Annotated in this window: 23 protein-coding genes; 8 read left to right on the forward strand and 15 right to left on the reverse strand. The window is 67.6% G+C overall.

Features of this window, described 5'->3' with window-relative positions; genetic code table 11:
* From FEI13_RS19520 to FEI13_RS13570, 11 genes are all read right to left on the reverse strand, one after another.
* A partial coding sequence (locus FEI13_RS19520; protein WP_240036532.1) for a pyruvate kinase occupies positions 1 to 122 on the reverse strand: 122 nt, incomplete at its 3' end.
* Complete coding sequence (locus FEI13_RS13525; protein ID WP_138182049.1) at positions 119 to 1,459, reverse strand: glycerate kinase type-2 family protein; 1,341 nt, start codon at positions 1,457 to 1,459, stop codon at positions 119 to 121. The genes FEI13_RS19520 and FEI13_RS13525, both read right to left, overlap by 4 nt.
* Positions 1,460 to 1,661: 202 nt before the next feature.
* On the reverse strand, positions 1,662 to 2,549 hold the full coding sequence (locus tag FEI13_RS13530) for a 2-hydroxy-3-oxopropionate reductase (RefSeq protein ID WP_138182050.1): 888 nt from the start codon (positions 2,547 to 2,549) through the stop codon (positions 1,662 to 1,664).
* A gap of 50 nt (positions 2,550 to 2,599) precedes the next feature.
* Positions 2,600 to 3,376 carry a hydroxypyruvate isomerase gene (gene hyi / locus FEI13_RS13535; RefSeq protein ID WP_138182051.1) on the reverse strand — a complete coding sequence of 259 codons (777 nt, stop codon included), beginning with the start codon at positions 3,374 to 3,376 and terminating at the stop codon, positions 2,600 to 2,602.
* 87 nt (positions 3,377 to 3,463) lie between these two features.
* Complete coding sequence (gene gcl, locus FEI13_RS13540; protein ID WP_138182052.1) at positions 3,464 to 5,239, reverse strand: glyoxylate carboligase; 1,776 nt, start codon at positions 5,237 to 5,239, stop codon at positions 3,464 to 3,466.
* 403 nt (positions 5,240 to 5,642) lie between these two features.
* Positions 5,643 to 6,416 carry a 2-keto-4-pentenoate hydratase gene (locus FEI13_RS13545; RefSeq protein ID WP_138182053.1) on the reverse strand — a complete coding sequence of 258 codons (774 nt, stop codon included), beginning with the start codon at positions 6,414 to 6,416 and terminating at the stop codon, positions 5,643 to 5,645.
* A 2-nt stretch (positions 6,417 to 6,418) separates the two neighbouring features.
* Positions 6,419 to 7,861 carry a dihydropyrimidinase gene (gene hydA, locus FEI13_RS13550; protein WP_138182054.1) on the reverse strand — a complete coding sequence of 481 codons (1,443 nt, stop codon included), beginning with the start codon at positions 7,859 to 7,861 and terminating at the stop codon, positions 6,419 to 6,421.
* Positions 7,862 to 7,929: 68 nt separating this feature from the next.
* Positions 7,930 to 9,231, reverse strand: coding sequence for a TRAP transporter large permease (locus FEI13_RS13555; protein ID WP_138182055.1), 1,302 nt, complete (start codon positions 9,229 to 9,231; stop codon positions 7,930 to 7,932).
* Positions 9,228 to 9,863 carry a TRAP transporter small permease subunit gene (locus FEI13_RS13560; protein WP_138182056.1) on the reverse strand — a complete coding sequence of 212 codons (636 nt, stop codon included), beginning with the start codon at positions 9,861 to 9,863 and terminating at the stop codon, positions 9,228 to 9,230. Before FEI13_RS13560 ends, FEI13_RS13555 begins: the two co-directional genes overlap by 4 nt.
* A 52-nt stretch (positions 9,864 to 9,915) precedes the next feature.
* Positions 9,916 to 10,959 (reverse strand): TRAP transporter substrate-binding protein, encoded by a 1,044-nt coding sequence (locus tag FEI13_RS13565; protein WP_166462137.1) that lies wholly within the window; start codon positions 10,957 to 10,959, stop codon positions 9,916 to 9,918.
* A gap of 76 nt (positions 10,960 to 11,035) precedes the next feature.
* Positions 11,036 to 11,779 carry a maleate cis-trans isomerase family protein gene (locus FEI13_RS13570; RefSeq protein ID WP_138182057.1) on the reverse strand — a complete coding sequence of 248 codons (744 nt, stop codon included), beginning with the start codon at positions 11,777 to 11,779 and terminating at the stop codon, positions 11,036 to 11,038.
* A gap of 205 nt (positions 11,780 to 11,984) precedes the next feature.
* Here FEI13_RS13570 and FEI13_RS13575 point away from each other — a divergent pair, with 205 nt between their 5' ends.
* The 6 genes from FEI13_RS13575 to FEI13_RS13600 all read left to right on the forward strand — a co-directional run bounded on the left by FEI13_RS13575 (position 11,985) and on the right by FEI13_RS13600 (position 17,590).
* The gene (locus FEI13_RS13575) at positions 11,985 to 12,683 is read left to right on the forward strand and encodes a GntR family transcriptional regulator (RefSeq protein ID WP_158294549.1); all 699 of its coding nucleotides are present in this window, start codon (positions 11,985 to 11,987) and stop codon (positions 12,681 to 12,683) included.
* Between the two features lie 366 nt (positions 12,684 to 13,049).
* Positions 13,050 to 14,048 carry a TRAP transporter substrate-binding protein gene (locus tag FEI13_RS13580; protein ID WP_138182059.1) on the forward strand — a complete coding sequence of 333 codons (999 nt, stop codon included), beginning with the start codon at positions 13,050 to 13,052 and terminating at the stop codon, positions 14,046 to 14,048.
* Complete coding sequence (locus FEI13_RS13585; RefSeq protein WP_138182060.1) at positions 14,045 to 14,602, forward strand: TRAP transporter small permease; 558 nt, start codon at positions 14,045 to 14,047, stop codon at positions 14,600 to 14,602. Before FEI13_RS13580 ends, FEI13_RS13585 begins: the two co-directional genes overlap by 4 nt.
* Positions 14,599 to 15,879 (forward strand): TRAP transporter large permease, encoded by a 1,281-nt coding sequence (locus FEI13_RS13590; protein WP_138182061.1) that lies wholly within the window; start codon positions 14,599 to 14,601, stop codon positions 15,877 to 15,879. Before FEI13_RS13585 ends, FEI13_RS13590 begins: the two co-directional genes overlap by 4 nt.
* Before the next feature lie 110 nt (positions 15,880 to 15,989).
* Positions 15,990 to 16,754 carry an aspartate/glutamate racemase family protein gene (locus FEI13_RS13595; RefSeq protein ID WP_138182062.1) on the forward strand — a complete coding sequence of 255 codons (765 nt, stop codon included), beginning with the start codon at positions 15,990 to 15,992 and terminating at the stop codon, positions 16,752 to 16,754.
* Between the two features lie 134 nt (positions 16,755 to 16,888).
* Entirely contained in the window at positions 16,889 to 17,590 is a 702-nt protein-coding gene (locus FEI13_RS13600) for a GntR family transcriptional regulator (RefSeq protein ID WP_138182063.1), read from the forward strand.
* A 71-nt stretch (positions 17,591 to 17,661) separates the two neighbouring features.
* Here FEI13_RS13600 and FEI13_RS13605 read toward each other — a convergent pair whose 3' ends face one another.
* The 4 genes from FEI13_RS13605 to FEI13_RS13620 all read right to left on the reverse strand — a co-directional run bounded on the left by FEI13_RS13605 (position 17,662) and on the right by FEI13_RS13620 (position 20,838).
* Complete coding sequence (locus tag FEI13_RS13605; protein WP_138182064.1) at positions 17,662 to 18,513, reverse strand: bifunctional allantoicase/(S)-ureidoglycine aminohydrolase; 852 nt, start codon at positions 18,511 to 18,513, stop codon at positions 17,662 to 17,664.
* A complete protein-coding gene (locus FEI13_RS13610; protein ID WP_138182065.1) occupies positions 18,510 to 19,046 on the reverse strand; it encodes an ureidoglycolate lyase in 537 nt (178 codons plus the stop codon). Before FEI13_RS13610 ends, FEI13_RS13605 begins: the two co-directional genes overlap by 4 nt.
* 67 nt (positions 19,047 to 19,113) lie before the next feature.
* Positions 19,114 to 20,046, reverse strand: a complete 933-nt coding sequence (gene puuE / locus FEI13_RS13615; RefSeq protein ID WP_138182066.1) for an allantoinase PuuE — start codon at positions 20,044 to 20,046, stop codon at positions 19,114 to 19,116.
* A 132-nt stretch (positions 20,047 to 20,178) separates the two neighbouring features.
* Positions 20,179 to 20,838, reverse strand: coding sequence for an aspartate/glutamate racemase family protein (locus tag FEI13_RS13620; RefSeq protein WP_138182067.1), 660 nt, complete (start codon positions 20,836 to 20,838; stop codon positions 20,179 to 20,181).
* Between the two features lie 437 nt (positions 20,839 to 21,275).
* Between FEI13_RS13620 and FEI13_RS13625 the strand changes: the two genes are divergently transcribed.
* Together FEI13_RS13625 and FEI13_RS13630 are read left to right on the forward strand one after the other, a co-directional pair.
* Positions 21,276 to 22,067 (forward strand): aspartate/glutamate racemase family protein, encoded by a 792-nt coding sequence (locus FEI13_RS13625; RefSeq protein ID WP_138182068.1) that lies wholly within the window; start codon positions 21,276 to 21,278, stop codon positions 22,065 to 22,067.
* A gap of 277 nt (positions 22,068 to 22,344) precedes the next feature.
* Complete coding sequence (locus tag FEI13_RS13630) at positions 22,345 to 23,802, forward strand: ABC transporter substrate-binding protein (protein WP_240036530.1); 1,458 nt, start codon at positions 22,345 to 22,347, stop codon at positions 23,800 to 23,802.
* Positions 23,803 to 23,844: the final 42 nt, after the last annotated feature.

Raw genomic sequence — 23,844 nt, forward strand, 5'->3', positions numbered from 1 at the left:
TCGACGCCGGCGGACAGCATCTCTTCCAGCACGCCCTCCCGGTCGCTGGCGGGACCCAGGGTGGCGACGATCTTGGTACGGCGGATGGGGGCGTGAGTCGGGGCGTGGGTCGGCAGCGTCATGAGGTCCTCGGCAGTACCAGGATGGCACGAAAATCGTTGACATTAGTGCGCGTCGGCCCGGTGACGATCAGGTCGTCCAGGGCCTCGAAGAAAGTATACGCGTCATTGCGTGACAAGTAGTCGTCGGGATCGAGCCCCGCCGCCTGCGCCCGCCCCCAGTCCTCGGGGGAGCAGTGCGCACCAGCGTTGTCCTCGGAGCCGTCGATGCCGTCGGTATCCACGGCCACGGCGTAGATGCCGGGGGCGCCCTTGAGGGTCGCGAACAGGCCCAGCAGGTACTCGACGTTGCGCCCGCCGCGGCCATCACCCTCGACGGTCACGCTGGTCTCGCCGCCGGAGAGGATCAGCAGCGGCCGCTCCAGGCCGTCCTGGGCAGAGAGCGCCATGCGGCCCTGGGCGTGGCCCAGCGCGCGCGCCTCCCCTTCCAGGTCGTCGCCGAGCAGGCGAACCTCGATGCCGTCGTGCTCGGCGGCGGCCTGCCCGGCCGCCAGGGCGTCTCGGGCCCGGGCGAGGATCTCGCTGTCGTCCCGGGCGAAGCCGGGATCATCGGGCCGGGGTGGCGTGGCCTGCCCCGTCAGGCACTGGCGCACGCCGGCGGAGATCTCGATGGCGTGGCGCTCGAGGATCGCCAGGGCCTCGGCCGGGCGGCTCGCGTCGGACAGGGTCGGCCCGGAGGCGATCAGCGAGGCCTCGTCGCCGGGCACGTCAGAGATCAGCCAGGTCAGCACCCGGGCCGGGTGCGCGGCGGCCGCCAGGCGGCCACCCTTGATGGCGGAGAGGTGGCGGCGCACGGTGTTGATCTCGCGAATCGGCGCGCCGCTTCTCAGCAGCGCCTTGTTGATCGCCTGCTTCTCGGCCAGGCTCACGCCCGGTGCCGGCAGGGTCATCAGCGACGAGCCGCCGCCGGAGACCAGCGCGATCACCAGGTCGTCCTCCCCCAGGTCCTGCACGGCCTCGAGCATGCGGCGTGCCGCTCGCTCGCTCAGGTCGTCGGGCATCGGGTGCGACGCCTCGAGGACCTCGATGCGCCGGCACTCGCTCTCCGTCCCCTGGGGGCCCTTCCCTTGTAGACCATGGCCATAGCGGGTCACCACCAGGCCCTCGAGGGGCGCCTCGGGCTGATGGGCCTGCCAGCTGCGCTCCAGGGCCGCGGCCATGGCGGCGGCGGCCTTGCCCGCGCCGACCACCACGGTGCGCCCGCGGGGCGGCTCGGGGAGCCGGTCAGGCAGCAGGGTATCGGGGTGCACGGCCGCGATCGCGGTGTTGGCCAGCTGTCGAAGCCAGTCGCTCGGCGCCGCGAGCGCGCCGTGAGAGACCTGGGGGCTGAGTGTGTTCATGGGAGTCTCCTTCACGAAAAAGGCCCGGTGACGGGAGGGTACTTCAGGGGGAACCCACCACCGGGCAACGATCGCCAGCGGCGATCCGGCAGGCGACGACCCGACGCCTGCCGTCAGGGAGCAGTCACCTCCCTGTCACCCGCCGGCCCACAATGACGGCCGACGGGCAGAGTTCACGACCTGTCGATGAACGCGTCGTCACTCAGTCCTGGCCGATCTCGTGGTTGGCCAGAGACTCCAGGGCCCGAACCATGCCGGCGTGATCCCAGTCGGCACCGCCGTGGGCGGCACAGGCCTGGAACAGCTGCTGGGCGTTGGCGGTACCGGGCAGCGAGAGGTTGAGGGTGCGCGCGCCTTCCAGCGCCAGGTTGAGGTCCTTCTGGTGCAGCTTGACCTTGAAGCCCGGATCGAAGGTACGGTTGATCATGCGCTCGCCGTGTACGTCGAGGATCTTCGACTGGGCGAGGCCACCGAGCAGCGACTCGCGGACCTTGGCCACGTCGGCGCCGGCCTTGGAGGCGAACAGCAGCCCCTCGGAGACCGCCTCGATGGTCAGGGCGACGACGATCTGGTTGGCCACCTTGCAGGTCTGGCCGGCACCGTGTCCACCGATGTGGGTGATGGTCTTGCCCATGATCTCGAGCAGCGGCTGGGCGCGCTCGAAGCCTTCCGGGGTGGCACCGACCATGATGGTCAGGGCGGCATTGATGGCGCCGCCCTCGCCGCCGGAGACCGGGGCGTCGACGTACTCGCCGCCGGCGTCCTGGATGCGCTTGGCGAATGCCTGGGTGGGGATCGGCGCGATGGAGCTCATGTCGATCACCAGGGTGCCGGGCTTGAGGCCCTCGATCACGCCGCCCTCGCCGAACAGCACCTCTTCGACGTCGGGGGTGTCCGGGACCATGGTAATGATCACCTCGGAGGCCTCAGCGACTGCCTTGGGGTCGGCCAGCGCCTGCATGCCCTTGGAGGCCAACGTCTCGTCCAGGGTACCGCGCTTGACGGTGGTCAGTTCGTGGCCGGCGTCCAGCAGGTGGCCCGCCATGGGACGACCCATGATGCCCAGTCCAATAAAACCGATCTTGCTCATGATATCTCTCCTGTCACCTAGATGCGTGTCGTGAAATGTCGGAGTCCGGATCAGCGAACGCCGTCCAGCCAGCCCAGGCCTTCCTGGGTACCCGCCTTGGGCTTGTACTCGCAGCCGATCCAGCCGTCATAGCCGAGGCGATCGAGGTGCGCGAACAGGAAGGGATAGTTGATCTCGCCGGTGCCCGGCTCGTGGCGGCCGGGGTTGTCGGCCAGCTGCACGTGGGCGATGCGCGCGAGGTTCGCCTCGATGGTTGGGGCCAGATCCCCTTCCATGATCTGCATGTGGTAGATGTCGTACTGCAGCTTCAGGTTGTTCGAGCCCACCTCGTCGAACAGCGCCAGGGCCTGGGCGGTGCGATTGAGGAAGAAGCCCGGGATGTCGCGGGTGTTGATCGGCTCGGCGATCAGCAGGATGCCCTCGGCCGCGAGCTTCTCGGCGGCGAAGCGCAGGTTCTCGACCAGCGTCTGGCGCGCCTGATCGTCGCTGACGCCCTCTGGCTTGATGCCGGCCAGGCAGTTGACCTGAGTATTGCCCAGCACCTTGGCGTAGGCGATCGCGCGATCGACGCCTGAGCGGAACTCCTCGACGCGGTCCGGATGGCAGGCGATGCCGCGCTCACCCGCGCCCCAGTCGCCGGCCGGCAGGTTGAACAGCACCTGGGTCAGGCCGTTGTCGTCGAGGCGCTTTCTGATCTCGGCGGCCTCGACATCGTACGGGAAGAGGTACTCCACGCCCTTGAAGCCGGCCTTGGCGGCGGCCTCGAAACGGTCGAGGAAGTCGACCTCGGTGAACAGCATGCTGAGATTGGCGGCAAACTTGGCCATGTGCATCTCCCTGTCTCTTTTCGTGTGTTTCAGTCGTCGTCTCGGGGGCTCGCCGCCGGTCCCCACCGGCGGCGAGCCTGCTGCCCCTCAGCGAAGGGCGGCGATGGAGCTCGGGGCATCGGCGACGTTCTCGGCCAGCGCCTCGAACTCGTTGATGCCGCCCAGGTCGGTGCCCATGGCGATGTTGGTCACCTTCTCGAGGATGACCTCGACCACCACCGGCACACGATACTGCTTCATCAGCTCGCGGGCCTCGGCGAAGGCCGGCGCGATCTGGTCGGGCTCGGTGACGCGGATCGCCTTGCAGCCCAGCCCCTCGACCACGGAGACGTGATCGACGCCGTAGCCGTTGATCTCCGGGCAGTTGATGTTCTCGAAGGCGAGCTGCACCTGGTAGTCCATCTCGAAGCCGCGCTGGGCCTGGCGGATCAGCCCCAGGTAGGAGTTGTTCACCACCACGTGGAGGTAGGGCAGGTTGAACTGCGCCCCGACCGCCAGCTCCTCGATCATGAACTGGAAATCATAGTCGCCGGAGAGCGCGACGATATCGGTGTCCGGATCGGCGCGACGCACGCCCAGGGCGGCCGGAATGGTCCAGCCCAGCGGACCCGCCTGGCCACAGTTGATCCAGTGGCGCGGCTTGTAGACGTGCAGGAACTGCGCGCCGGCGATCTGCGAGAGCCCGATGGTGCTGACGTAGCGGGTGTTCTTGCCGAACGCCTTGTTCATCTCCTCGTAGACGCGCTGCGGCTTGACCGGCACGTCGTCGAAGTGGGTCTTGCGCAGCAGGATGCGCTTGCGCTCCTGGCACTCCTCGGCCCAGGCGCGGCGATCCTTGAGCTTGCCTTCGGCCTGCCACTCGCGGGCCACCTCGATGAACAGCTCGAGCGCCGCCTTGGCATCGGAGACGATGCCATAGTCGGGGCCGAAGATGCGCCCGATCTGGGTCGGCTCGATATCCACGTGAACGAACTTGCGATCCTTGGTGTAGGTCTCGAGCGTGCCGGTGTGGCGGTTGGCCCAGCGGTTGCCGATGCCCATCACGAAGTCGGACTCGAGCATGGTCGCGTTGCCGTAGCGGTGCGAGGTCTGCAGACCGACCATGCCCGCCATCAGGCGGTGATCGTCGGGAATGGTGCCCCAGCCCATCAGGGTCGGGATCACCGGCACCCCGGTCAGCTCGGCGAACTCGGTGAGCAGGTCGCCAGCATCGGCGTTGATGATGCCGCCTCCGGCCACCAGCAGCGGCTTGTCGGCCTCGTTGAGCATGCCCAGCGCCTTCTCCACCTGGGCGCGGCTGGCGGCCGGCTTGTAGACCGGCAGCGGCTCGTAGGTGTCCGGATCGAATTCGATCTCGGTCATCTGCACGTCGATGGGCAGGTCGAGCAACACCGGGCCCGGACGCGCGCTGCGCATCAGGTGGAAGGCCTGCTGGAAGGCGCGCGGCACCTGGGCCGCCTCCAGCACGGTGATGGCCCACTTGGTGACCGGGCCGGCGATCGCCTGGATGTCGACTGCCTGGAAGTCCTCCTTGTGCAGCTTGCCGGTCGGCGCCTGGCCGGTGATGCAGAGGATCGGGATGGAGTCCGCCGAGGCGGAGTACAGCCCGGTGATCATGTCGGTGCCGGCCGGGCCGGAGGTACCGATGCACACGCCGATGTTGCCCGGCTGGGTGCGGGTGTAGCCCTCGGCCATGTGCGAGGCCCCCTCGACATGGCGCGCCAGCACGTGGTCGACGCCCCCGACCTTGCGCATCGCGGCGTAGAAGGGGTTGATGGCGGCGCCGGGCAAGCCGAAGGCGACATCGACGCCCTCCTTGCGCAGCACGTGAACGGCAGCTTCCGCGGCGGTCATGCGAGCCATGGCGGTTCCTCCAGTGGCGGGTTTTATTCTTTGGAAAATATTTCTGTATACAGAGACTAGGCGCCGTCCACGGGACTCGTCAAGATTTCCTGGAAATTATTTCCAATATATTTTTAGGCCAAAAAATATTATTTAATATCAGAATCTTATATAGATGGAAAAATTTATCGAAAACTCACCCTACCGCCGAACGGGCGAGCGAGGCGCCCCCAGAACGGGCGACGTCGGAGCGAATAAGTGTATGCAATCCTGACAGGCGGCTCGCGACAGGGCCCGTCACGAGGGTGAGACACAGAGAGAGGAGGTGAAGCGGTGATGAAGAGGGCACAAGGCACCACGGCGCCCCAGGGCGCCGCGGTGCGTTGCGTCGGGCGAAGGGAGAGAGGGTCGAATCGAGCGCCGGCTAGTCGAGCGCCAGCATGGCCTCGCCGATGCCGGCGAAGGCGAGCCGGGCCCGCTGGCCGGCGCGCATCTCCACCACGCCGTTGAAGGTGCCGGTGGTGATCACCTCGCCGGCCGCGATGCCCTGCCCCGTGGCCGCCATGTGGTCGTTGATCATCTCCACCAGCAACCGCGCCGGGTCGCCCCCCGGATGACCGCCCTGGCCATCGAGCACCGGCTCGCCGTCCAGCTCGAGGCGATAGGCCGCGTCGCGCATCTGACCGAGATCTCCCGCCGGCGCGGCCTCGCCCAGCACGAAGGCACCGTGGCTGAGCCCGTCGGCCAGCTGCCAGAGCGCCGGCACCGCCGGCCACTCGACGAAGCGGCTGTCGACCAGTTCGATCGCCGCGTGGAGGCTCTCGACCCTGGCCGCGACCTCGTCGAGACGATAGGGCGCCTCCCGGAACGGCAAGGCCTCGCCCATCACCACCGCGAGCTCCGGTTCCAGGAAGACGCGATGGAAGGCGTCGCGGGTGAAGTTCCCCGGCGAGGCCTGGCTCCACTCGGCGAGCAGCCGCGAGTAGCGCGGCGTCTCGCCCGCCACGATGCCGCCGAGCTTCCAGCCGCGGGGCGTGCCCAGCGCGGCGGAGACCCGCGCCTGGACGGCATAGGCCTCGCGCTCATCCTCGAGGACCAGGTCCGTCGGCACCGGGATCATCGCCGCGGGGGGATAAGCCTCCAGCAGGCGCTGGGCGGCGCGGTCGATCCGGTCGTCGGTTCGCTCTTGCTGGGCCATCCTCAGAACCCCTTCGCCTGGCCGCGCGGCCGAGCGGGCGTGGGCTTGTCGCAGGTCAGGAAGCGCCCATGGCCGGCCGGCGCGGTGAAGGCACCGTCCCGGGACACCGCCTGGCCACGGCACAGCGTCAGCACCGGTTTGCCGGTGAGTTCCACGCCCTCGTAGGGGGTGTAGTCGACGGCATGGTGCAGGTCGGCGTTGCGGATGGTGGTGCGGGCGGCGGGATCCCACAGCGTCAGGTCGGCGTCGCTGCCGATGGCGATGGTGCCCTTCTGCGGATAGAGGCCATAGATCTTGGCCGGGTTGGTCGCGGTCAGCGCCACGAAGCGCGTCGGGTCGATGCGCTCCTTGACCACCCCCTCGGAGAACAGGATCGACAGCCGCGTCTCGAGCCCCGGGATGCCGTTGGGAATGTGCTCGAAGCTGGCCGATTCGCCGTGCAGCTTCTTGCCCTGGGGGTCGTCGAAGCGGAAGGGGGCGTGGTCCGAGGAGAACACCTGGAAGACGCCGCTCTCCAGAGCCTGCCACACCGCCTCCTGGGCCGCCTTGTCGCGGGGCGGCGGGCTGCACACGCACTTGGCGCCCTCGAAGCCCTCCTTGTCCAGGTCGGAGGCCGTCAGCATCAGGTACTGGGGGCAGGTCTCGCCGTAGACGCGCAGCCCGCGCCCCTGGGCCCAGCGGATCTGCTCGATCGCCTCGGGGCCGGAGACGTGCACGATCAGCAGCGGCACATCGATCAGCTCGGCCAGCGAGATGGCGCGGTGGGTCGCCTCGCGCTCGGCGATCGCCGAGTGCGCCACGCCATGGTAGTAGGGTGAGGTCTGGCCCTGGGCCTCGAGCAGCTCGGTCAGGTAGGCGATGCAGTCGGCGTTCTCGGCGTGGACCATGACCATGCCACCCTCGCGTCGGGCCATGGCCAGCACGTTGAGCACCTCGCGATCGTTGAGCTTCAGGTCGTCGTAGGTCAGGTAGATCTTGAAGGAGCTGTAGCCCTCGTTGATCAGCGCCGGCAGCTCCTCCTTGAGCACCGTCTCGGTGGGGTCGGTGACGATCATGTGGAAGGCATAGTCGATGAAGGCCTTGCCGTCGCTGCGCCGGTGATAGTCCTCCACGGCGGCGCGCAGGCTCTGACCCTTCTGCTGGGCGGCGAAGGGGATCACCGTGGTGGTGCCTCCCGCCGCCGCCGAGCGGGTGCCGGTCAGGAAATCGTCGGCCATCACCGCGCCGTCGCCGAGCGGCTGGTCGAGGTGGCAGTGGGCGTCGATGCCGCCGGGCATCACCCAGAGCCCCTGGGCGTCGATGACCTCGTCGGCCTCGCCCAGCGCCTCGCCCAGCGCCTGGCCCAGGGCGACGATGCGCCCGCCCTTGATGCCGATGTCGGCCGTGTAGCGGTCGGCCGCGGTGATCAGCTGGCCGTTCTTGATGATGGTGTCGAAGCGTGACATGTCGCGTGCCTCGTCTGAAGTGTCGGAATGGGCCGGCGGGGCGCCGGCCATGAAATGACGTCAGGGGCCTAGCCCATGGCCTCGGGCAGCCATAGCACCAGGCCCGGCCAGATGATGATCAGCGCCACGAAGGCCAGCATGATGGCGAGGAACGGCAGGCTGCCGAGCATCACGTCGGAGATCGAGCCGCGGCCGCGCACGCCCTGCACCACGTAGAGGTTCATGCCGATGGGCGGGGTGATCAGCGAGATCTCCATCATGATCACCAGGAAGATGCCGAACCACACCGGGTCGAAGCCGAACTGCACCACCATCGGCACCACGATGGGCACGGTGGCGATCATCATCGACAGCGTCTCGAGGAAGCAGCCCAGCACCAGGTAGAAGACCACCAGGGCGAGGATCAGTCCCAGCGGCGAGAGCCCCAGGTCGGCGACCCACTGGGTCAGGGTGTGGGGGATGCCGAGGATGCCGACGATGTAGTTGAGGAAGAAGGCCGCCACGATGATCAGCATGATCATCGCCGTGGTTCTCGCCATCGACAGGAAGCACTCGTGGAGCATGCTGAGCGTCAGCTTGCGGTTGATCGCGGCCAGCAGCAGTGCGGCCACCACGCCGAGCGCCGCGGCCTCGGTGGGCGTGGCCCAGCCGCTGTAGATGCTGCCGATGACGATGGCGAAGACGAAGGCCGGCGGCAGCAGGTCCACCAGCGAGGCCAGGCGCGCGCGCAGCGGCACCCGCGGCTCGCGCTCGCCGGCGACCTCGGGGCGCAGCAGGCTGAAGGCCATGATCGCCAGCATGAAGGCCCCGGCCAGCGCCAGCCCCGGCAGGATGCCGGCGATGAACAGCTTGCCGATGGAGGTGTTGGTGATCGCGCCGTAGATGATCATGTTGATGCTGGGCGGGATCAGGATGCCCAGCGTCGCCCCGGCGGCCAGGGTACCCAGCGCCAGGCGCTCGCTGTAGCCGCGCTCGGCGAAGGCCGGCAGCGCCACGGTGCCGATGGTGGCGGCGGTGGCCACCGACGAGCCGGACATGGCGGCGAACACCGAGGAGGCGCCGATGTTGGTGTGCAGGAGCCCTCCGGGCATGCGGTTGAGCCACACCGACAGGGCGCTGTACATCCGCTCGGTAATGCCACTACGGAGGAGTAATTCCCCCAACAGGATAAACAGCGGGATGGCGGTGAGGATGAAGTCGTTGAGCGTGCCCCACAGGGTGTCGCCGAAGGAGTAGAGCAGCGGCGTGCCCAGGTACATCAGGGTGCCCAGGGCGGCGACCGAGAAGATCGCCACCGCCACGTGGATGCCGGCCGCCATCATGCCCAGCATGATGCCAAAGCCGATCAGGACCTCGAGTGCGCCGATCATGTCGCATCACCTCCCTGGGTGGCGGTGGTGGCGGTGCGAGCGGTCGGGGAGACGCTGCCGCCGTAGTCCTGCTGGGCCTCATCCAGCTCATCCTGGGCGCTGCGCGGACCATAGTCCCGGTTGAGCGCCCTCACGCGGCCGGTGACCAGTTGCGCCAGGGCGTGCAGCGCCAGCAGGCTGGTGAGCAGGGCGAAGACCCCCAGGCCGATCACCCACAGGCTCTGGGGAATCCACAGCGGGGTCTGCAGCGGCGTGCTGGCCAGGCTGCCGAACTCCAGGGTCTCGTGGAGGGTCTCGATCGCCCGCCACAGCATGAACAGCGAGAAGGCGGCGAGCATCAGCATCGCCGCGGCGTTGAGCGGCGCCTGCAGCACGGCCGGCAGCCGCGCCATCAGCACGTCGACCCGGGTGTGGGCGCGGTGCAGCAGGGCGTAGGCGAAGCTGAACGAGACGCCGATCGCCAGCACATAGCCGCCGATCTCGTCGACGCCCTGCAGGGAGAAGTTGAACAGCTTGCGCGCAATCACCTCGAAGGTGATCAGCAGCGACAGGCCCAGCGCGGCGTAGCCGGCGGCCACGGCGGCGCCGTGGGCCAGGCTGCGGGCGAGCCAGTAGGGATTCCGGGGTAGCATCGGGCACCTCCAGGGGCGCCCCGGCCGCGGCCGGGGCGCGGGTTGACGACGCTTACTGGATGCTCAGGCCGGAGGCCTCGCCCACGGTGCGATTCCAGACCGCGGCGCAGTCGTCGTACTGCTGACTGCAGGTCTCGGCCCACACCGGCAACACCGCCTCGCTGGTGATCTGCTCGACGAGCTCGCGGGAGCTCGGGTCGATCTCCACCAGCTCCATGTCGTAGGCCTCGTGGTTGGTGCAGCTCTCCTGACCGGTGTTGCAGGCGATGGCGTCGTCGTTGACCTCGGAGGCCAGCCCCCACATCTGTGCTTCCAGGCGGGCGAAGGCCTCGGTCAACTCCTGCTGCTGGGCCTCGCTGAAACCGTTCCAGGTGTCGAGGTTCATGAAGTGGCCCTGCACCGAGTAGGCCAGCGGCAGCGGCACGAAGGTGTCGGTGACCTCCGGCCACTTGCCGTTGTTACCGGCGGAGGGCGCGGTCACGCCGCAGTCGGCCACGCCGCGCTGCAGCGCCAGGTAGACCTCGCTGAACTGCAGGGTCACCGGGGTGGCGCCGAGGCCTTCCACCAGGCGCGACATGGAGGGGGTGAAGACGCGCACCTTCTTGCCGGCGAGGTCCTGGACGCCGTCGATGTCGCCGTTGCAGAACATCATCTGCGGGCCGAAGGGCCAGAGCGTCATCAGCTTGGCATTGAAGCGCTCCTGCAGGCGCGCATCGAACGCCTCGCGCACCGCATCCACCGCCTCGCGCTGGGCATCGAGGCTCGGCGACACGCCGGCCAGGTCGATGCCCTCGAAGAAGGGCTCGTCCCGGGAGGCCATGCCGATCTGCACCGACATCACATCGAAGGCACCGGAGCGGATCAGGCGCAGGGCGTCGGCCGCCTCGACGCCGATGGCGTCCATGGGGTTGTAGACGACCGCCAGGTCGTCCCGGGCATCGAGCTCGTTGAAGAACGGCCGTTCGACCTCCTCGACGTGCAGCTTGTTGCCGGAGAAGTTGCCGACGGTGCGCAGCATGGTCTCGGCCTGGGCCAGGCCGCCGAGCAGCAGGCCGGTGGCCAGCGTACCGCCCAGCGCGATCTGTTTGGGGGTCATGGTTGGCATCGGGTCACCTCGTGATTGGGATTGTTGGTGGTGGTCTTGCCGTGGAGGTCGGGGAGCGTTGCCCGGCTCACGCCCGCAGACGCGAGTCCTGGAACAGCCCTCCCCAGCCGGTGATGCGGGCGGGATCGATCCCGGCCAGGGCCAGGGCCTTCCACACCGTGACGCTGACCGAGTCGTAGATGGGAATGCCGAGTTCGCGTTCCAGCGCCGGCACGATGCCGGCGCCGCGCAGGTTGGTGCAGAGGATGGTGATGGCCTGGGGCTTCGGCTTCGCCTTGGCCACCTCGCGCACCATCTGGGCCAGGGTCGCCTCATCGACCTCGGAGAAGGAGAAGTTGCCGCGGTCGTTGAGGTGGCGCTCGGCGACCACCTCGACGCCCTCGGCCCGGTAGTTGTCGATGATCGCCGCCTGGATGTCGTCGAGGTAGGGCGTCACCAGCCCGAGCCGGGCCACGCCGGTGCGTTCGAGCGCCTCGTTGAGCGCCAGCACGCTGGTGGTCGCCGGTGCGCCGGTCACCTCGGTGATGGCGGCGCACAGCCGGCGGTCGGCCGCGAAGCCCAGCCAGCTCGCCGAGGTGCCGTTCCAGGCGATGACGTCCATGCGGGCGTCGTTGAGCAGGCCGGCGGCCTCGAGCAGCGGGGCCGGGTCGAACTGCGCCAGCGCCGTCTCGCTCAGGGAAATCTCCTTGACCGTGAAGCGCTGAAAATGGGCGGTCACCTCGGGCATCAGCTCGCCAAGCAAGGCCGCGGTATAGGGCTCCAGCACGGTATTGGAGGAGGGAGTGAGCATCCCGATCAGGGTGCGTGGCATGGGCAGGATCCTTGTTCTTGTCGGCTGGCTTGTCGGGCGTTGTTTTCACCCTTCTTGTTCGGGCCTGTTACCGGGCCTTTGGCGTGCTCTGAATTTTGAATTCAAAATACAGTATGCAAAGAGTCGCACAAGATCCAGATTTTGCAAGTACACTTTTCGGCAACCGGCGACGCGGGTTCGCGTCGCCTTCCAACAGGAGATGACCATGGACGACACCGCAGATGTGAAGGCCCCCGAGGCCCTCGCCGGCTCGGCGCCGCTGCGCCGCCTGTCGCTCTACGAGGTGGTGGCGGAGCAGCTTCGCGAAATGGTGCTGGAAGGCGAGCTGATGCCGGGCAGCCGGATCTCCGAGAAGCGCCTCTGCGAGTCCTTCGAGGTCTCGCGCACCCCGCTGCGCGAGGCCCTCAAGGTGCTGGCCAACGAGGGGCTCGTGGAGCTGCTGCCCAATCGCGGCGCCAAGGTGACCGAGGTGGATCCCCGGGAGGTGGCCGACCTGTTCGAGGTCATGGTGGAGCTGGAGGCGCTCTCCGGGCACCTGCTGGCGCGGCGCGCCAGCGACGCCGAGATCGCCGAGCTGCGCGCGATGCACCAGCAGATGCTGGATCACTACCGGCGCCAGGAGCGGCCCGAGTATTTCCGCCTCAACCAGCGGATCCATCGCCGGCTGGCCGAGATCTCGGGCAACGGCGTGCTGCTCGAGCTCGAGACCGCGCTCAACCTCAAGATCACCCGCGCCCGCTACGCGGCCAACATGAAGCTCGGCCGCTGGGACGAGTCGGCCCGCGAGCACGAGTGCATCCTGGAGGCCCTGGAGCGCCGCGATGACGAGGCCCTGGCCGACGCCATGCGCGACCACATGCGCAAGACGGGCGATGCAGTGCTCGAGGGCCTGGCGGCGCGCTGAGCCCGGCCGGCACCCGCCGGCCGCTGCCTTGCGCGCCCTCGCCTCCCGATGTTCGCCCTGAGTGCCGTAGGGTCTCCGCTCGGAGGTGAGGCGCGCCCCTGCGCCTACTGTCCTCCCCTGGTTCTTCCCGACGCCTCGTCACGACACCCCAGGGATCACTGCGCCGGGGCCTCGCCTGCTGCTCCTGGTGAAAAGCCCGCTTCCATCGCCCTTTTTTAAAAACATAACAAACTGATTTTATTTGATAAATAAAAAAAACGTATTCTGTATTTTGAATTTTTATAAACCCTGACCTATGGTTTCCCTGAGTCTTCGGCGCGCTCCGGCCCGCCCCGCTTCCCCTCCATTGCCGCGAAGGAACCTAGGATGACAACAACAACGCGCACCGCTCGTTACACCACCCCCCTGCTACTGGCCCTGGGCCTCGGCGCGCCGCTGATGGCCGGCGCCGACACCCTGCGCTTCGGTGGCAACTTCACCGACGATCACTCCAGCAGCCGCGCCATGGAGATCTTCCAGGAGCAGCTCGCCGAGCGTACCGACGGCGACCTGACCGCCCAGCTGTTCCCCAACATGCAGCTCGGTGGCGCCGGCGAGAACGTCGACCAGGTGAACTCGGGCGCCATCATGGGCACCTGGATCGGCATCTCCTACCTGTCGCGCACCGTGCCCGAGCTCGAGGCGCTGAGCCTGCCCTTCGCCTTCGATAGCCGCGAGGACGCCTTCGCGCTGATCGACGGCGAGGTCGGCGGGCTGCTCGACGAGAAGCTCGCCGAGGCCGGCTTCACGGCCCTGGGCTACATGGAGCTCGGCTTCCGCCACGTCACCAACAACGCCCACCCCCTCGAGACCGTGGAGGATTTCCAGGACCTCAAGATCCGCCTGCAGCCCAACCAGACCCACCTGGACACCTTCCGGGCCATCGGCGCCAACCCGGTCTCCATGGACATCAACGAGGTCTACGGGGCCCTCCAGCAGGGCGTGCTCGACGGCCAGGAGAATCCCTACAGCATCATCAGCACCAAGCGCCTCGACGAGGTGCAGAGTCACCTCTCCGACACCGGCCACTTCTATGACTACATCGTGGTGGTCGCCAACCGCGACAAGTTCGAGTCGCTGAGCGACGAGCAGCAACAGGCCGTGCAGGCCGCCATGGACGAGGCCGTGGCCTGGCAGCGCCAGACCGCCGCCGAGGAGGACACGGCCGCCCGCGAGACGCTGATCGAGCGGGGCATGGAGTTCACCCCGATCAGCGACGAGACCCGCAGCGCGCTGCGTGACGCGAGCCAGGGCGTGGTCGATGACCTGCGCGACAAGATCGGCGCGGAGATCGTTGACCGGGTGCTCGAGGAGCTGGGGTCATGACACCCGCCTGGCACCGGCTGGAGGCGCATGCCTCCAGCCCGTTCACCCGCCATTTCCTGCACGGCCTGGCGCTGCTGGATCGCACCTCCTACTTCGCCATCCTGCTGGCCATGACCCTGATGACCGTGCTGGTCTCGGCCCAGGTGTTCGCCCGCTACGTGCTCGGCACCTCCATCGACTCCGCCGATGAGCTGTCGCGCCTGTGCTTCGTGTGGGCGATCTTCCTGGCCATTCCCCACGGCATCAAGGTGGGTATCCACGTCGGCATCGACGCCCTGGTGTGCCTGCTGCCGAAGGCCCTCCAGGCGCAGCTGGCTCGTCTGATGGCGCTGGTCGGCGCCGCGCTGATGGCGGTCCTCGCCTGGATCAGCGTCGGTGCGGTGGCCGACAAGTGGCAGGAGATGATGCCGACCCTGCCGATCACCGCCGCCGTCTTCTACATCGCTGTGCTGGTCTGTGCCGTCCACTGCTGCCTGCACCTGATCGCCCAGGCCTGCCGGCTGGAACCGCTGCAAAGCGCCCCGCCCGGTCGTCAAGGAGGGAGCGCCTCATGACCCCCGCCATCATCTTCACCTTCCTGGGCTTCGCCCTGCTGCGCATGCCGCTGGCCTTCGCCCTGGGCCTGGCCTCGCTGGTCGGCCTCTACGTCGGCGGCATGGACTTCTCGGTGATGCCCCAGCGCATGATGCACTCGGTCAACAGCTTCCCGCTGATGGCCATCCCTCTGTTCATGCTGGCCGGCGAGCTGATGGTCGCCGCCGGCATCCTGCAGCGCCTGGTCGACTTCGCCAACTCGCTGATCGGTCGCGTCCACGGCGGCCTGGCCCACGTCGCCATCGTCGCCGGCATGGTGCTGGCCGCGGTCAGCGGCGCCGCGGTGGCCAGCGCCAGTGCCCTGGGCAGCTCGCTGGTGCCCTCCATGCGCCAGCAGTACGACACCGGCTACAGCAGTGCCGTGGTGGCCTCGGCCGCCAACCTGGGCGCCATCATCCCGCCCAGTAACGCCATGATCATCTACGCCCTGATGGCCGGCTCCTCGGTCTCGGTGGGCGGGCTCTTCATGGCCGGCGTGATCCCCGGCGTGATCCTGGCACTGGGCTTCATGGGCCTGGCCAGCTTCATGTCGATGCGCCGCGGCTATCCGCTGGTCGGCGGCGTGGTGGGACTGCGCCACGTGCTGGTGCAGACCTGGCGTGCCCTGCCGATTCTGCTGATGCCCATCGTGGTGGTCGGCGGCATCGTCGCCGGCGCCTTCACCCCCACCGAGGGGGCCGCCATCGCCGTGGTCTATGCGCTGCTGATCGGCTTCTTCGTGACTCGCCAGCTGCGCCTCTCCGACCTGCCCAAGGCGATGTTCAACGCCGCGGTGACCGCCGCCATGGTGGGCGCACTGATCGCCTTCGCCTCGACCATGACCTTCGCCTTCACCATCGACCTGATCCCGATGCAGCTCACCAACTGGATCCAGGGGCTCACCGACGACCCGCTGATGTTCCTGCTGCTGGTCATGGCGCTGCTGATCGGCGTGGGCATGTTCATCGAGTCCAACGCCGCCTATATCATGCTGGTCCCGCTGCTGGCTCCCATCGCGCTGGCCTACGGCGTCGACCCGCTGCTGTTCGGCTTCCTGTTCGTGATGAACCTGGTGGTCGGCATGATGACGCCGCCGGTGGGCGTGCTGCTGTTCGTGATGTGCGGCATCTCCAACCTCAGCCTCAACGAGCTGATGAAGAGCGCCTGGCCGTTCATCCTCTTCCAGTACGCCGTGCTGATCGCCTGCATCGCCTTCCCCGGCATCGTCACCTGGCTGCCCCGCACCCTGGGCTACTGACCACGACCCGACCCTAACGAGAATCCCGCGCGCCGCCCGCCTTCACAGGCGGGTTGCGAGGGCCCCTGCGCCCAGAGCGCGGCATCGACACCCGCACACGAGAGCACGCCATGAAACTCCTGGTCATCAACCCCAACATCTCCACCGACGTGACCCGCCTGATCGAGGCCGAGGCGCGGCGCAGCACCCGCCCCGGCACTGAGCTGACCATGGCCACCGCGCCCTTCGGCGTGGCCTACATCGAGACCCGGGCCGAGTCTCAGGTCGGCGGCTATGCGGCCATGCAGGTCGCCGCCGAGGCCCATGCCAACCACGACGCCGTGGTGGTCGCCGCCTTCGGCGACCCCGGGCTTGCCGCGTTGCGCGAGATCCTGCCCATCCCGGTGGTCGGCATGACCGAGGCCGCCCTGGTCACCGCCTGCCAGCAGGGCAGCCGCTTCTCGGTGATCGCCATCTCTCAGCGCATCCAGGCCTGGTACCGCGAGACCATCGCCAACTACGGCTTCGCCGACCGCCTGGCCAGCATCCGCGCCCTGGACGAGCCACTGGCGCGCATCGGCCGCGTCCAGGAGGACCAGGGCGATCGCCTGGTGGCGCTGGCCGAGCGGGCGGTGGCCGACGACGGCGCCGACGTGCTGATACTGGCCGGCGCGCCGCTGGCGGGGCTCGCCCGCACGGTGGCGCATCGCCTGCCGGTGCCGGCCCTGGACGGGGTGACCTGCGCCCTGCACCAGGCCCAGGCGATGGTCGACCTTGCCCCCACCGCGCCCCGCGGGGGCAGCTTCGCCGTGCCGCCCAGCAAGGAGTGCCAGGGTCTGGGCGAGGCGCTCTCGCGGCTGGTCGGTCGCCAGCCGCTGGCGGCCACGCGGGTCTGAGCGGAGACCGAGCCGGCCGCCGGGACAGCTCCGGCGGCCTTCCCGCCCCGCCGCGACGCGCCCTATACTGAGCCCATTCGCCCGACGAGCATCTTCCGGCTCACCGCTGCTGCCCACCCAAGGAGACCCTTCCCATGACCCTGGACAGCGATGCCGCATCCGATATCGCCGACTCGCCGCCCAGCCGACGCCGCATCCAGACCACCTCGCTGGCCCAGGAGGCCTACGAGGTACTGCAGCGCATGATCGTGCGCGGCGAGCTGGCCCCCGGCGAGCGCATCGCCGAGCCGGCGCTGTGCGAGCAGCTGGGCATCTCCCGCACGCCGCTGCGCGAGGCGCTGCGCATGCTGGCCAGCGACGGCCTGATTGCCACGCGACGCAACCGCAACGCCGTGGTTACGCTGATCGACCCCCGCGAGCTCGAGCACCTGTTCGAGGTCGAGGCCGGCATCGAGAGCCTGGCCGTGAGCCTGGCCGCCCAGCGCATGACCAACACCGAGCTCAAGCAGCTGGAGACCCTGCAGGAGCGCCTCGAGAAGCTCCATGCGAAGGGCGACCGCGACGGCTACTTCGCGCTCAACCAGCGGATCCATGCGCTGCTGGTGGCCGGCGCCAAGAACCCGGTGCTGGAGGAGACGCACCGGCGGCTGCTCGGTCGCCTGGAGCGCGCCCGTTACCTGGCACTGGACCGCATCGGTCGCTGGCAGGAGTCCACCGACGAGCACCGCGCCATTCTCGAGGCGCTGAAGGCTCGCGACGGCGAGCGGGCGAGGCGCTTATTAATCGACCACGTCCAGCACACCGGCGAGTCGATCACCCAGATCAATCGCGACTGACGCCCCCTCTCCTACAACGACGACACCCGCCTCTCGGCGGGTGTCGTCGTTCGACGGGGCCGTGGGTCGCCTCAGCGGCGCTGGCTGTAGGGCAGCGCCATGTGACGGTTGACGTCCTTGTAGAGCAGGTAGCGGAAGGGCCCCGGGCCGCCCGCGTAGCAGGCCTGCGGGCAGAAGGCGCGCAGCCACATGTAGTCGCCGGCCTCGACCTCGACCCACTGCTGGTTGAGGTGGTAGACCGCCTTGCCCTCGAGCACGTAGAGGCCGTGCTCCATGACATGGGTCTCGTCGAAGGGGATCACGCCGCCGGGCTGGAAGGTGACGATGGTCACGTGCATGTCGTGGCGCAGGTCGTCCGGGTCGACGAAGCGGGTGGTCGCCCACACCTCGTTGCAGTCCGGCATCACCGTCGGCGGGATGTCGTTCTCGTTGACCACGAAGGCCTCCGGCACGTCGATGCCGTCGACGTATTCATAGGCCTTGCGGATCCAGTGGAAGCGCACCGGGGCGTCGGCCTCGTTGCGCAGCTGCCAGTCGCTGCCGGGCGGCAGGAAGGCGTAGCCGCCCGGCACCATGCGGTGCTTCTCGCCTTCGATGGTCAGCGTCATCTCGCCGTCCACCACGAACAGCACGCCCTCGGCGCCGGCGTCGGTCTCGGGACGCTCGCTGCCGCCACTCGGCGAGACCTCCATGATGTACTGGGAGAAGGTCTCGGCGAAGCCGGAGAGCGGCCGCGACAGCACCCACAGCCGGGTCTTCTCCCAGTGCGGCAGCTTGCTGGTGACGATGTCGCGATACACGCCCCGGGGAATCACCGCGAAGGCCTCGGTGAACATGGCACGGTCGGTGGTCATCACCTTCTGGCTCGGGTGGCCGCCCTGGGGGGCATAGTACTGGTGAGAGGACTGACGCGGCTGACTCATGAAGTGGACTCCTGTTCGCTATGCCTCGGCGCGACGGCCTCGCCTTGCGGCAGGGTCACGCGGATGTCGATGGGGTACTCGTCGCAGTTGTTGCCCTCGCCGCCGCGGTCGACCACCAGGAACTCGCCCTCGCGCTCGAGCACCGACTGGATGGCGTGCCAGGTGCCGGCGCGGTAGTTGACGCCCTGGCGGCCGTCGGTGACGAAGGCGCGCACGTCACCCGGCTCGATGGCCTCGCCGGGCGGCGCCACCACCACGATGAAGCGCTCCTCGTGCATCGGCACGAAGGCCTGGCTGCCCTGGGGATGGCGCTCGAGGAACGGCAGCTCGAGGGGCACCTCGACCGGCTGGCTGACGAAGATGCTGATCAGCGCGCGGGCCTGCTCGCCGAGGGTCTCGACCCGGGCCAGATCGTGGTAGCGCCGGGTGCGGCCGGCGTTGATGGGAAAGTAGTCGGAGGTGCGGGTATCGATCACGTCGCCGAAGGGCGCGAAGGCCTCCGGGGTGAGGGGCTGGGCCTCGAGTTCAAGCATGACGGCTCCTGAAGAATGCAGGGCGGGGCGGACGGCGCACCGCCCCGGGCTCGGGGATGACGCCGGATCAGGGCGCCGGGTGGTGATCGGCCCAGTGGCGGGCGATGTCCACGCGGCGGGTGACCCAGACACGATCGTGGGCCTCGATGTGGTCGAGGAAGCGCTGCAGGGCGCGGAAGCGTCCGGGACGGCCGAGCAGCCGACAGTGCATGCCCACGGAGAGCATCTTCGGGGTGTCCTCACCCTCCGCGTAGAGCACGTCGAAGGCATCCCGCAGGTAAGTGAAGAAGTGATCCGCGGTGTTGAACCCCTGGGGGGCGGCGAAGCGCATATCGTTGGTGTCCAGGGTGTAGGGCACCACCAGGTGACTACGCTCCTGGCCCTGGCTGTCCGCCTCGCGGGTCCAGAACGGCAGGTCGTCGCCGTAGTAGTCACTGTCGTAGAGGAAGTTGCCCTCGTCGAGCACCAGCCGGCGCGTGTTGGGGCTGTCGCGGCCGGTGTACCAGCCCAGCGGCTTCTCGCCGTAAAGCGACTGGAAGATCTCGATCGCCTTGCGCATGTGCTCGCGCTCGAGCTCTTCCGGGACGTTCTGGTAGTGGATCCAGCGATAGCCGTGGCAGGCGATCTCGTGACCCAGCTCCTTGAAGGCATGGGCCACCTCGGGGTTGCGCTCCAGCGCCATGGCCACGCCGAACACGGTCAGCGGCAGGCCGCGACGCTCGAACTCGCGCAGGATCCGCCACACGCCCGTGCGGGAGCCGTACTCGTAGATCGACTCCATGCTCAGGTGCCGATCGGGGAAGGAGGGTGCGCCGATGATCTCGGAGAGGAACTGCTCGGACCCCTCGTCGCCATGCAGCACGCAGTTCTCGCCGCCCTCCTCGTAGTTGAGCACGAACTGCACGGCGATGCGCGCCTTGCCGGGCCAGTTGGCCTGGGGCGGCGTGCGGCCATAGCCGATCAGGTCACGCGGATAGTCCCCTCGGGTCGGTGAGGTCATGGCGTAGCTTCCTTCTTGTTAGGGGCCGATGGTTAGGGGCTGGCTCGATGGCACATGGCGGCCATTTTGAGCAACACTAAATGTATACAATTAAATAGTAGATTGTGCCCATTATAGTTGCAAGATCCCCTGTCAGTCGGCAGTCAGCTGCATCAGCGCCAAGCTCTGGGCCAGGCCGGCGTCCAGGGAGTCGATCAGCCGCGTTCCGGGAGACGTGGCGAGCCCCGCGGCCAGGCCGGCGAAGGCGGCCCCGCCGATGATGATCGCCTCGTGCGAGAACCGCTCCTGCTGGTCGTCGACGGCCGCCTGCACCCGCTCGCGGGCGGCATCGCGCTCGGCCGGCAGGGCCAGGTCGCCGATCTCGACCGGCGTGATGCCAAGGCAATGACGCGCGGCGCCCAGGTCGTGGAGCACGTCCTCGATCATCCGCGGCCAGCGATGCCCGGGGGTCACGATCGAGAAGCGACCGCCGAGCTGCAGCGCCGAGAGCACCGCGGCCTCGAGCAGGCCGATCACCGGCACCGAGCTGATCTCGCGCGCCGCCGCCAGCCCCGGTTCGCCGAAGCAGGCCAGCAGCACGGCCGCGTGCTCCTGCGCGCCTCGCGCCTCGAGACTCGCCACCACGGCGGCACCGGCCAGGGCGCAGTCGCGCCGCGAGCCGATGTAGGCCACGCCCTGCTCGGCCGTCTCGGCGTCCACCTCGACCGCCTCGCCGAGAAAGGCCCTGGCCCGAGCGGCCATGGCATCGGTCATGGCGGCGTTGGTATTGCCGTTGAGCATCAGCAGGCGCATTGCATTTCCTCCGATCGAGCCGAGGCGCGTCCCTCAGACTCCAATTTTGTATACAAGAAATCAACCCCCCACGCCAAAGGAAAGGCGCCGCGTCGTCATCTCGCGCCGGATTCGCCCGTGTCTTCGCCCTCCCAGGGGGCGTCCGTCTCCGTCAGGGCGCCGCGATGACGAAGGGCAAGTCGTCACCGCCGCTATTGTATTCACTAGAAAGAGAAAAATGTATGCATTCCATAAAGAGAAGTAAATACAACATGTTGTATACATTGCATGACGGCACAACTTTTTCTCTAATTATTATTCATGCTCCTGATTTTAAAGGTTTTATGGGGCTGCATCACTGCTCCATCCGGACTTGATTTGCCGACCTTGGCATCCTATTTTGTGTACAAGAAATAAATTCCTTGTTCACAAAAATAATGAGACAGCGAGAGACCCCCATGCAGATTCGCGTCATCAACCCCAACACCACCCGCGGCATGACCGACACCATCGGCACCGCCGCCCAGGGCATCGCCGCCCCCGGCACCGTCATCACTGCCACCCAGCCGGCGCACGGGCCGGTCTCCATCGAGAGTCACTTCGACGAAGCCATCAGCGCCGTGGGCGTGCTCGAGGAGGTGATGGCCGGCGAGCGCGACGGCGTAGATGCCTACATCATCGCCTGCTTCGGCGACCCGGGCCTGCTGGCGGCCCGCGAGCTGACCCGGGCCCCGGTCATCGGCATCGCCGAGGCGGCCTTCCACATGGCCACGCTGATCAGCACCCGCTTCTCGGTGGTCACCACCCTGGGCCGCACCGGCATCATCGCCGAGCACCTGCTCGAGCAGTACGGCTTCGGCCAGCACTGCCGGCGGGTCCGCGCCGCCGAGATCCCGGTGCTCGACCTGGAGGATGACGGCGACGCCGCGCTCACCCGCATCATCGAGGAGGGCCGCCGCGCCCGCGACGAGGACGGCATCGGCGCCATCGTGCTGGGCTGCGGCGGCATGGCCGACCTCACCAACGAGATCAGCGAGGCCGTCGGCCTGCCGGTGGTCGAGGGTGTGACCGCCGCGGTCAAGCTCAGCGAGGCGCTGGTCGGCCTGGGACTCGGCACCAGCAAGGTGGGCGACCTGGCCTTCCCGCGCGCCAAGGCCTTCACCGGGCGCTTCGAAGACTTTTCTCGATACAGCTCACCGGAACCCTCAGCACTAAATCCATATCATCAACTGGAGCGCGCACCCACGTAACATCAAGATTCATTTATAGCACTTCCAATGTCGCAACCTTGGACATTCATTGGTATGAAAATGGCGAAATCCTGGCACTAGTTAATAAACATGCCTGGACCTATAACCGGCACACGAAAAATAATAATTTCAATTAGTTAACAATAACCGAGTGGAGAAGACCACCATGCAAAACATACATAAAAAGTTTGTGCTTTCTCTTCTGTCGAGCAGCATACTGATAGGCTCGGCTCATGCTAACACTATCACCTGGGCGGACACCTCCGACGTCTACTCGATGGATCCCCACGGCCAGGCCATCAGCCCGACTCTGGCCTTCCTGCACCATATCTACGAGCCGCTGGTGCGCTACAACAAGGAGCTGGAGATCGAGCCGGCGCTGTCCACCGGCTGGGAAGTGGTGGAGCCCGACCTGTGGCGCTTTACCCTGCGCGAGGGAGTGACCTTCCACGACGGCAGCGCCTTCACCGCCGAGGACGTGGTCGCCTCGCTGCAGCGGGCCACCCATCCGGATTCGCCCATCCGCGGCAACCTGCCCGCCGTGGCGAAGGTCGAGAAGGTCGACGAGTACACCGTCGACATTCACCTGAACGGCAACTACCCCCTGCTGCTCAACGATCTCACCAACGTCTATGTCCTCGACAAGACGTGGATGGACGAACACGGCGCGCTGAATCCCGTCGACCCCAGCAAGGGGGAGCAGAGCTACGCCACCACGCACACCAACGGCACCGGTCCCTTCGTGCTGGATATCCGCCGCCCAGACGCCGAGACGGTGCTCACCGTCAACGAGCAGTGGTGGGACGAGGCCCAGCACAACCTGACGCGCATCGAGTTCACCCCCATCGCTTCGGACGCCACGCGGGTATCGGCCCTGCTCTCCGGGCAGATCGACATGATGCTGAGCGTGCCGCTGCAGGATATCTCCCGCCTGGAGAACGCCCCGGGGTTCAACATTCTCGAGACGCCGGGGCTGCGGACCATCATGCTGGCGCTCAACCAGTCACCGGAGACGCTGGGGGACAGCGGTGACAACCCGCTGCGCGACCTGGGCGTGCGCAAGGCGCTCTATCAGGCCATCAACATGGAGCTGATCCGCGACAAGCTGATGCGCGGCAAGTCGCGCAACGCGGCCCTGCCGGTGGCCCCGGCCGTGCCCGGCTACGATGCCTCGCTCGACGAGCGCTTCCCCTATGATCCCGAGGCCGCCCGGCAGCTGCTCGCCGAGGCCGGCTACCCCGATGGCTTCAGCATCGGCCTGGACTGCCCCAACGATCGCTATGTCCGCGACGAGGAGATCTGCCAGGCGATCGCCGCCATGTGGGCGCGGGTCGGCGTCGAGACCCGGGTCAATGCGCGCAATGCCAGCAACCACTGGCAGACGGCCTTGAACGGCGGCTCCGATGTCTGGATGTTCGGCTGGGCCACCCTGCCGATGCTCGACTCCTTCAGCATCCTCTCCCAGGTGCTGACCAGCCCGCACGACAAGTACGGCGCCTGGAACCCCGGCGGCTATGAAAACGCCGAGGTCGACACACTCGTCGAGAAGATTTCCGTCGCCCAGGACGAGCAGGAACGCCTGTCGATGATCGCCGAGGCCTTCGCCATCACCAAGGCCGAGGTCCCGCTGATTCCCCTCCACCAGCAGCCGCTGATCTGGGCCACCAACGACAACATCCAGCTGCCCCAGACGCCGGATAACAAGGTGCGACTGTGGTACGCCACCGTCGAATAAGCCCGCCCTTGCGCTGGCAGGCGACGGCCTGAACCGGGCCGT

It is taken from the genome of Halomonas urmiana, assembly GCF_005780185.1.
Lineage (GTDB): Bacteria > Pseudomonadota > Gammaproteobacteria > Pseudomonadales > Halomonadaceae > Halomonas > Halomonas urmiana.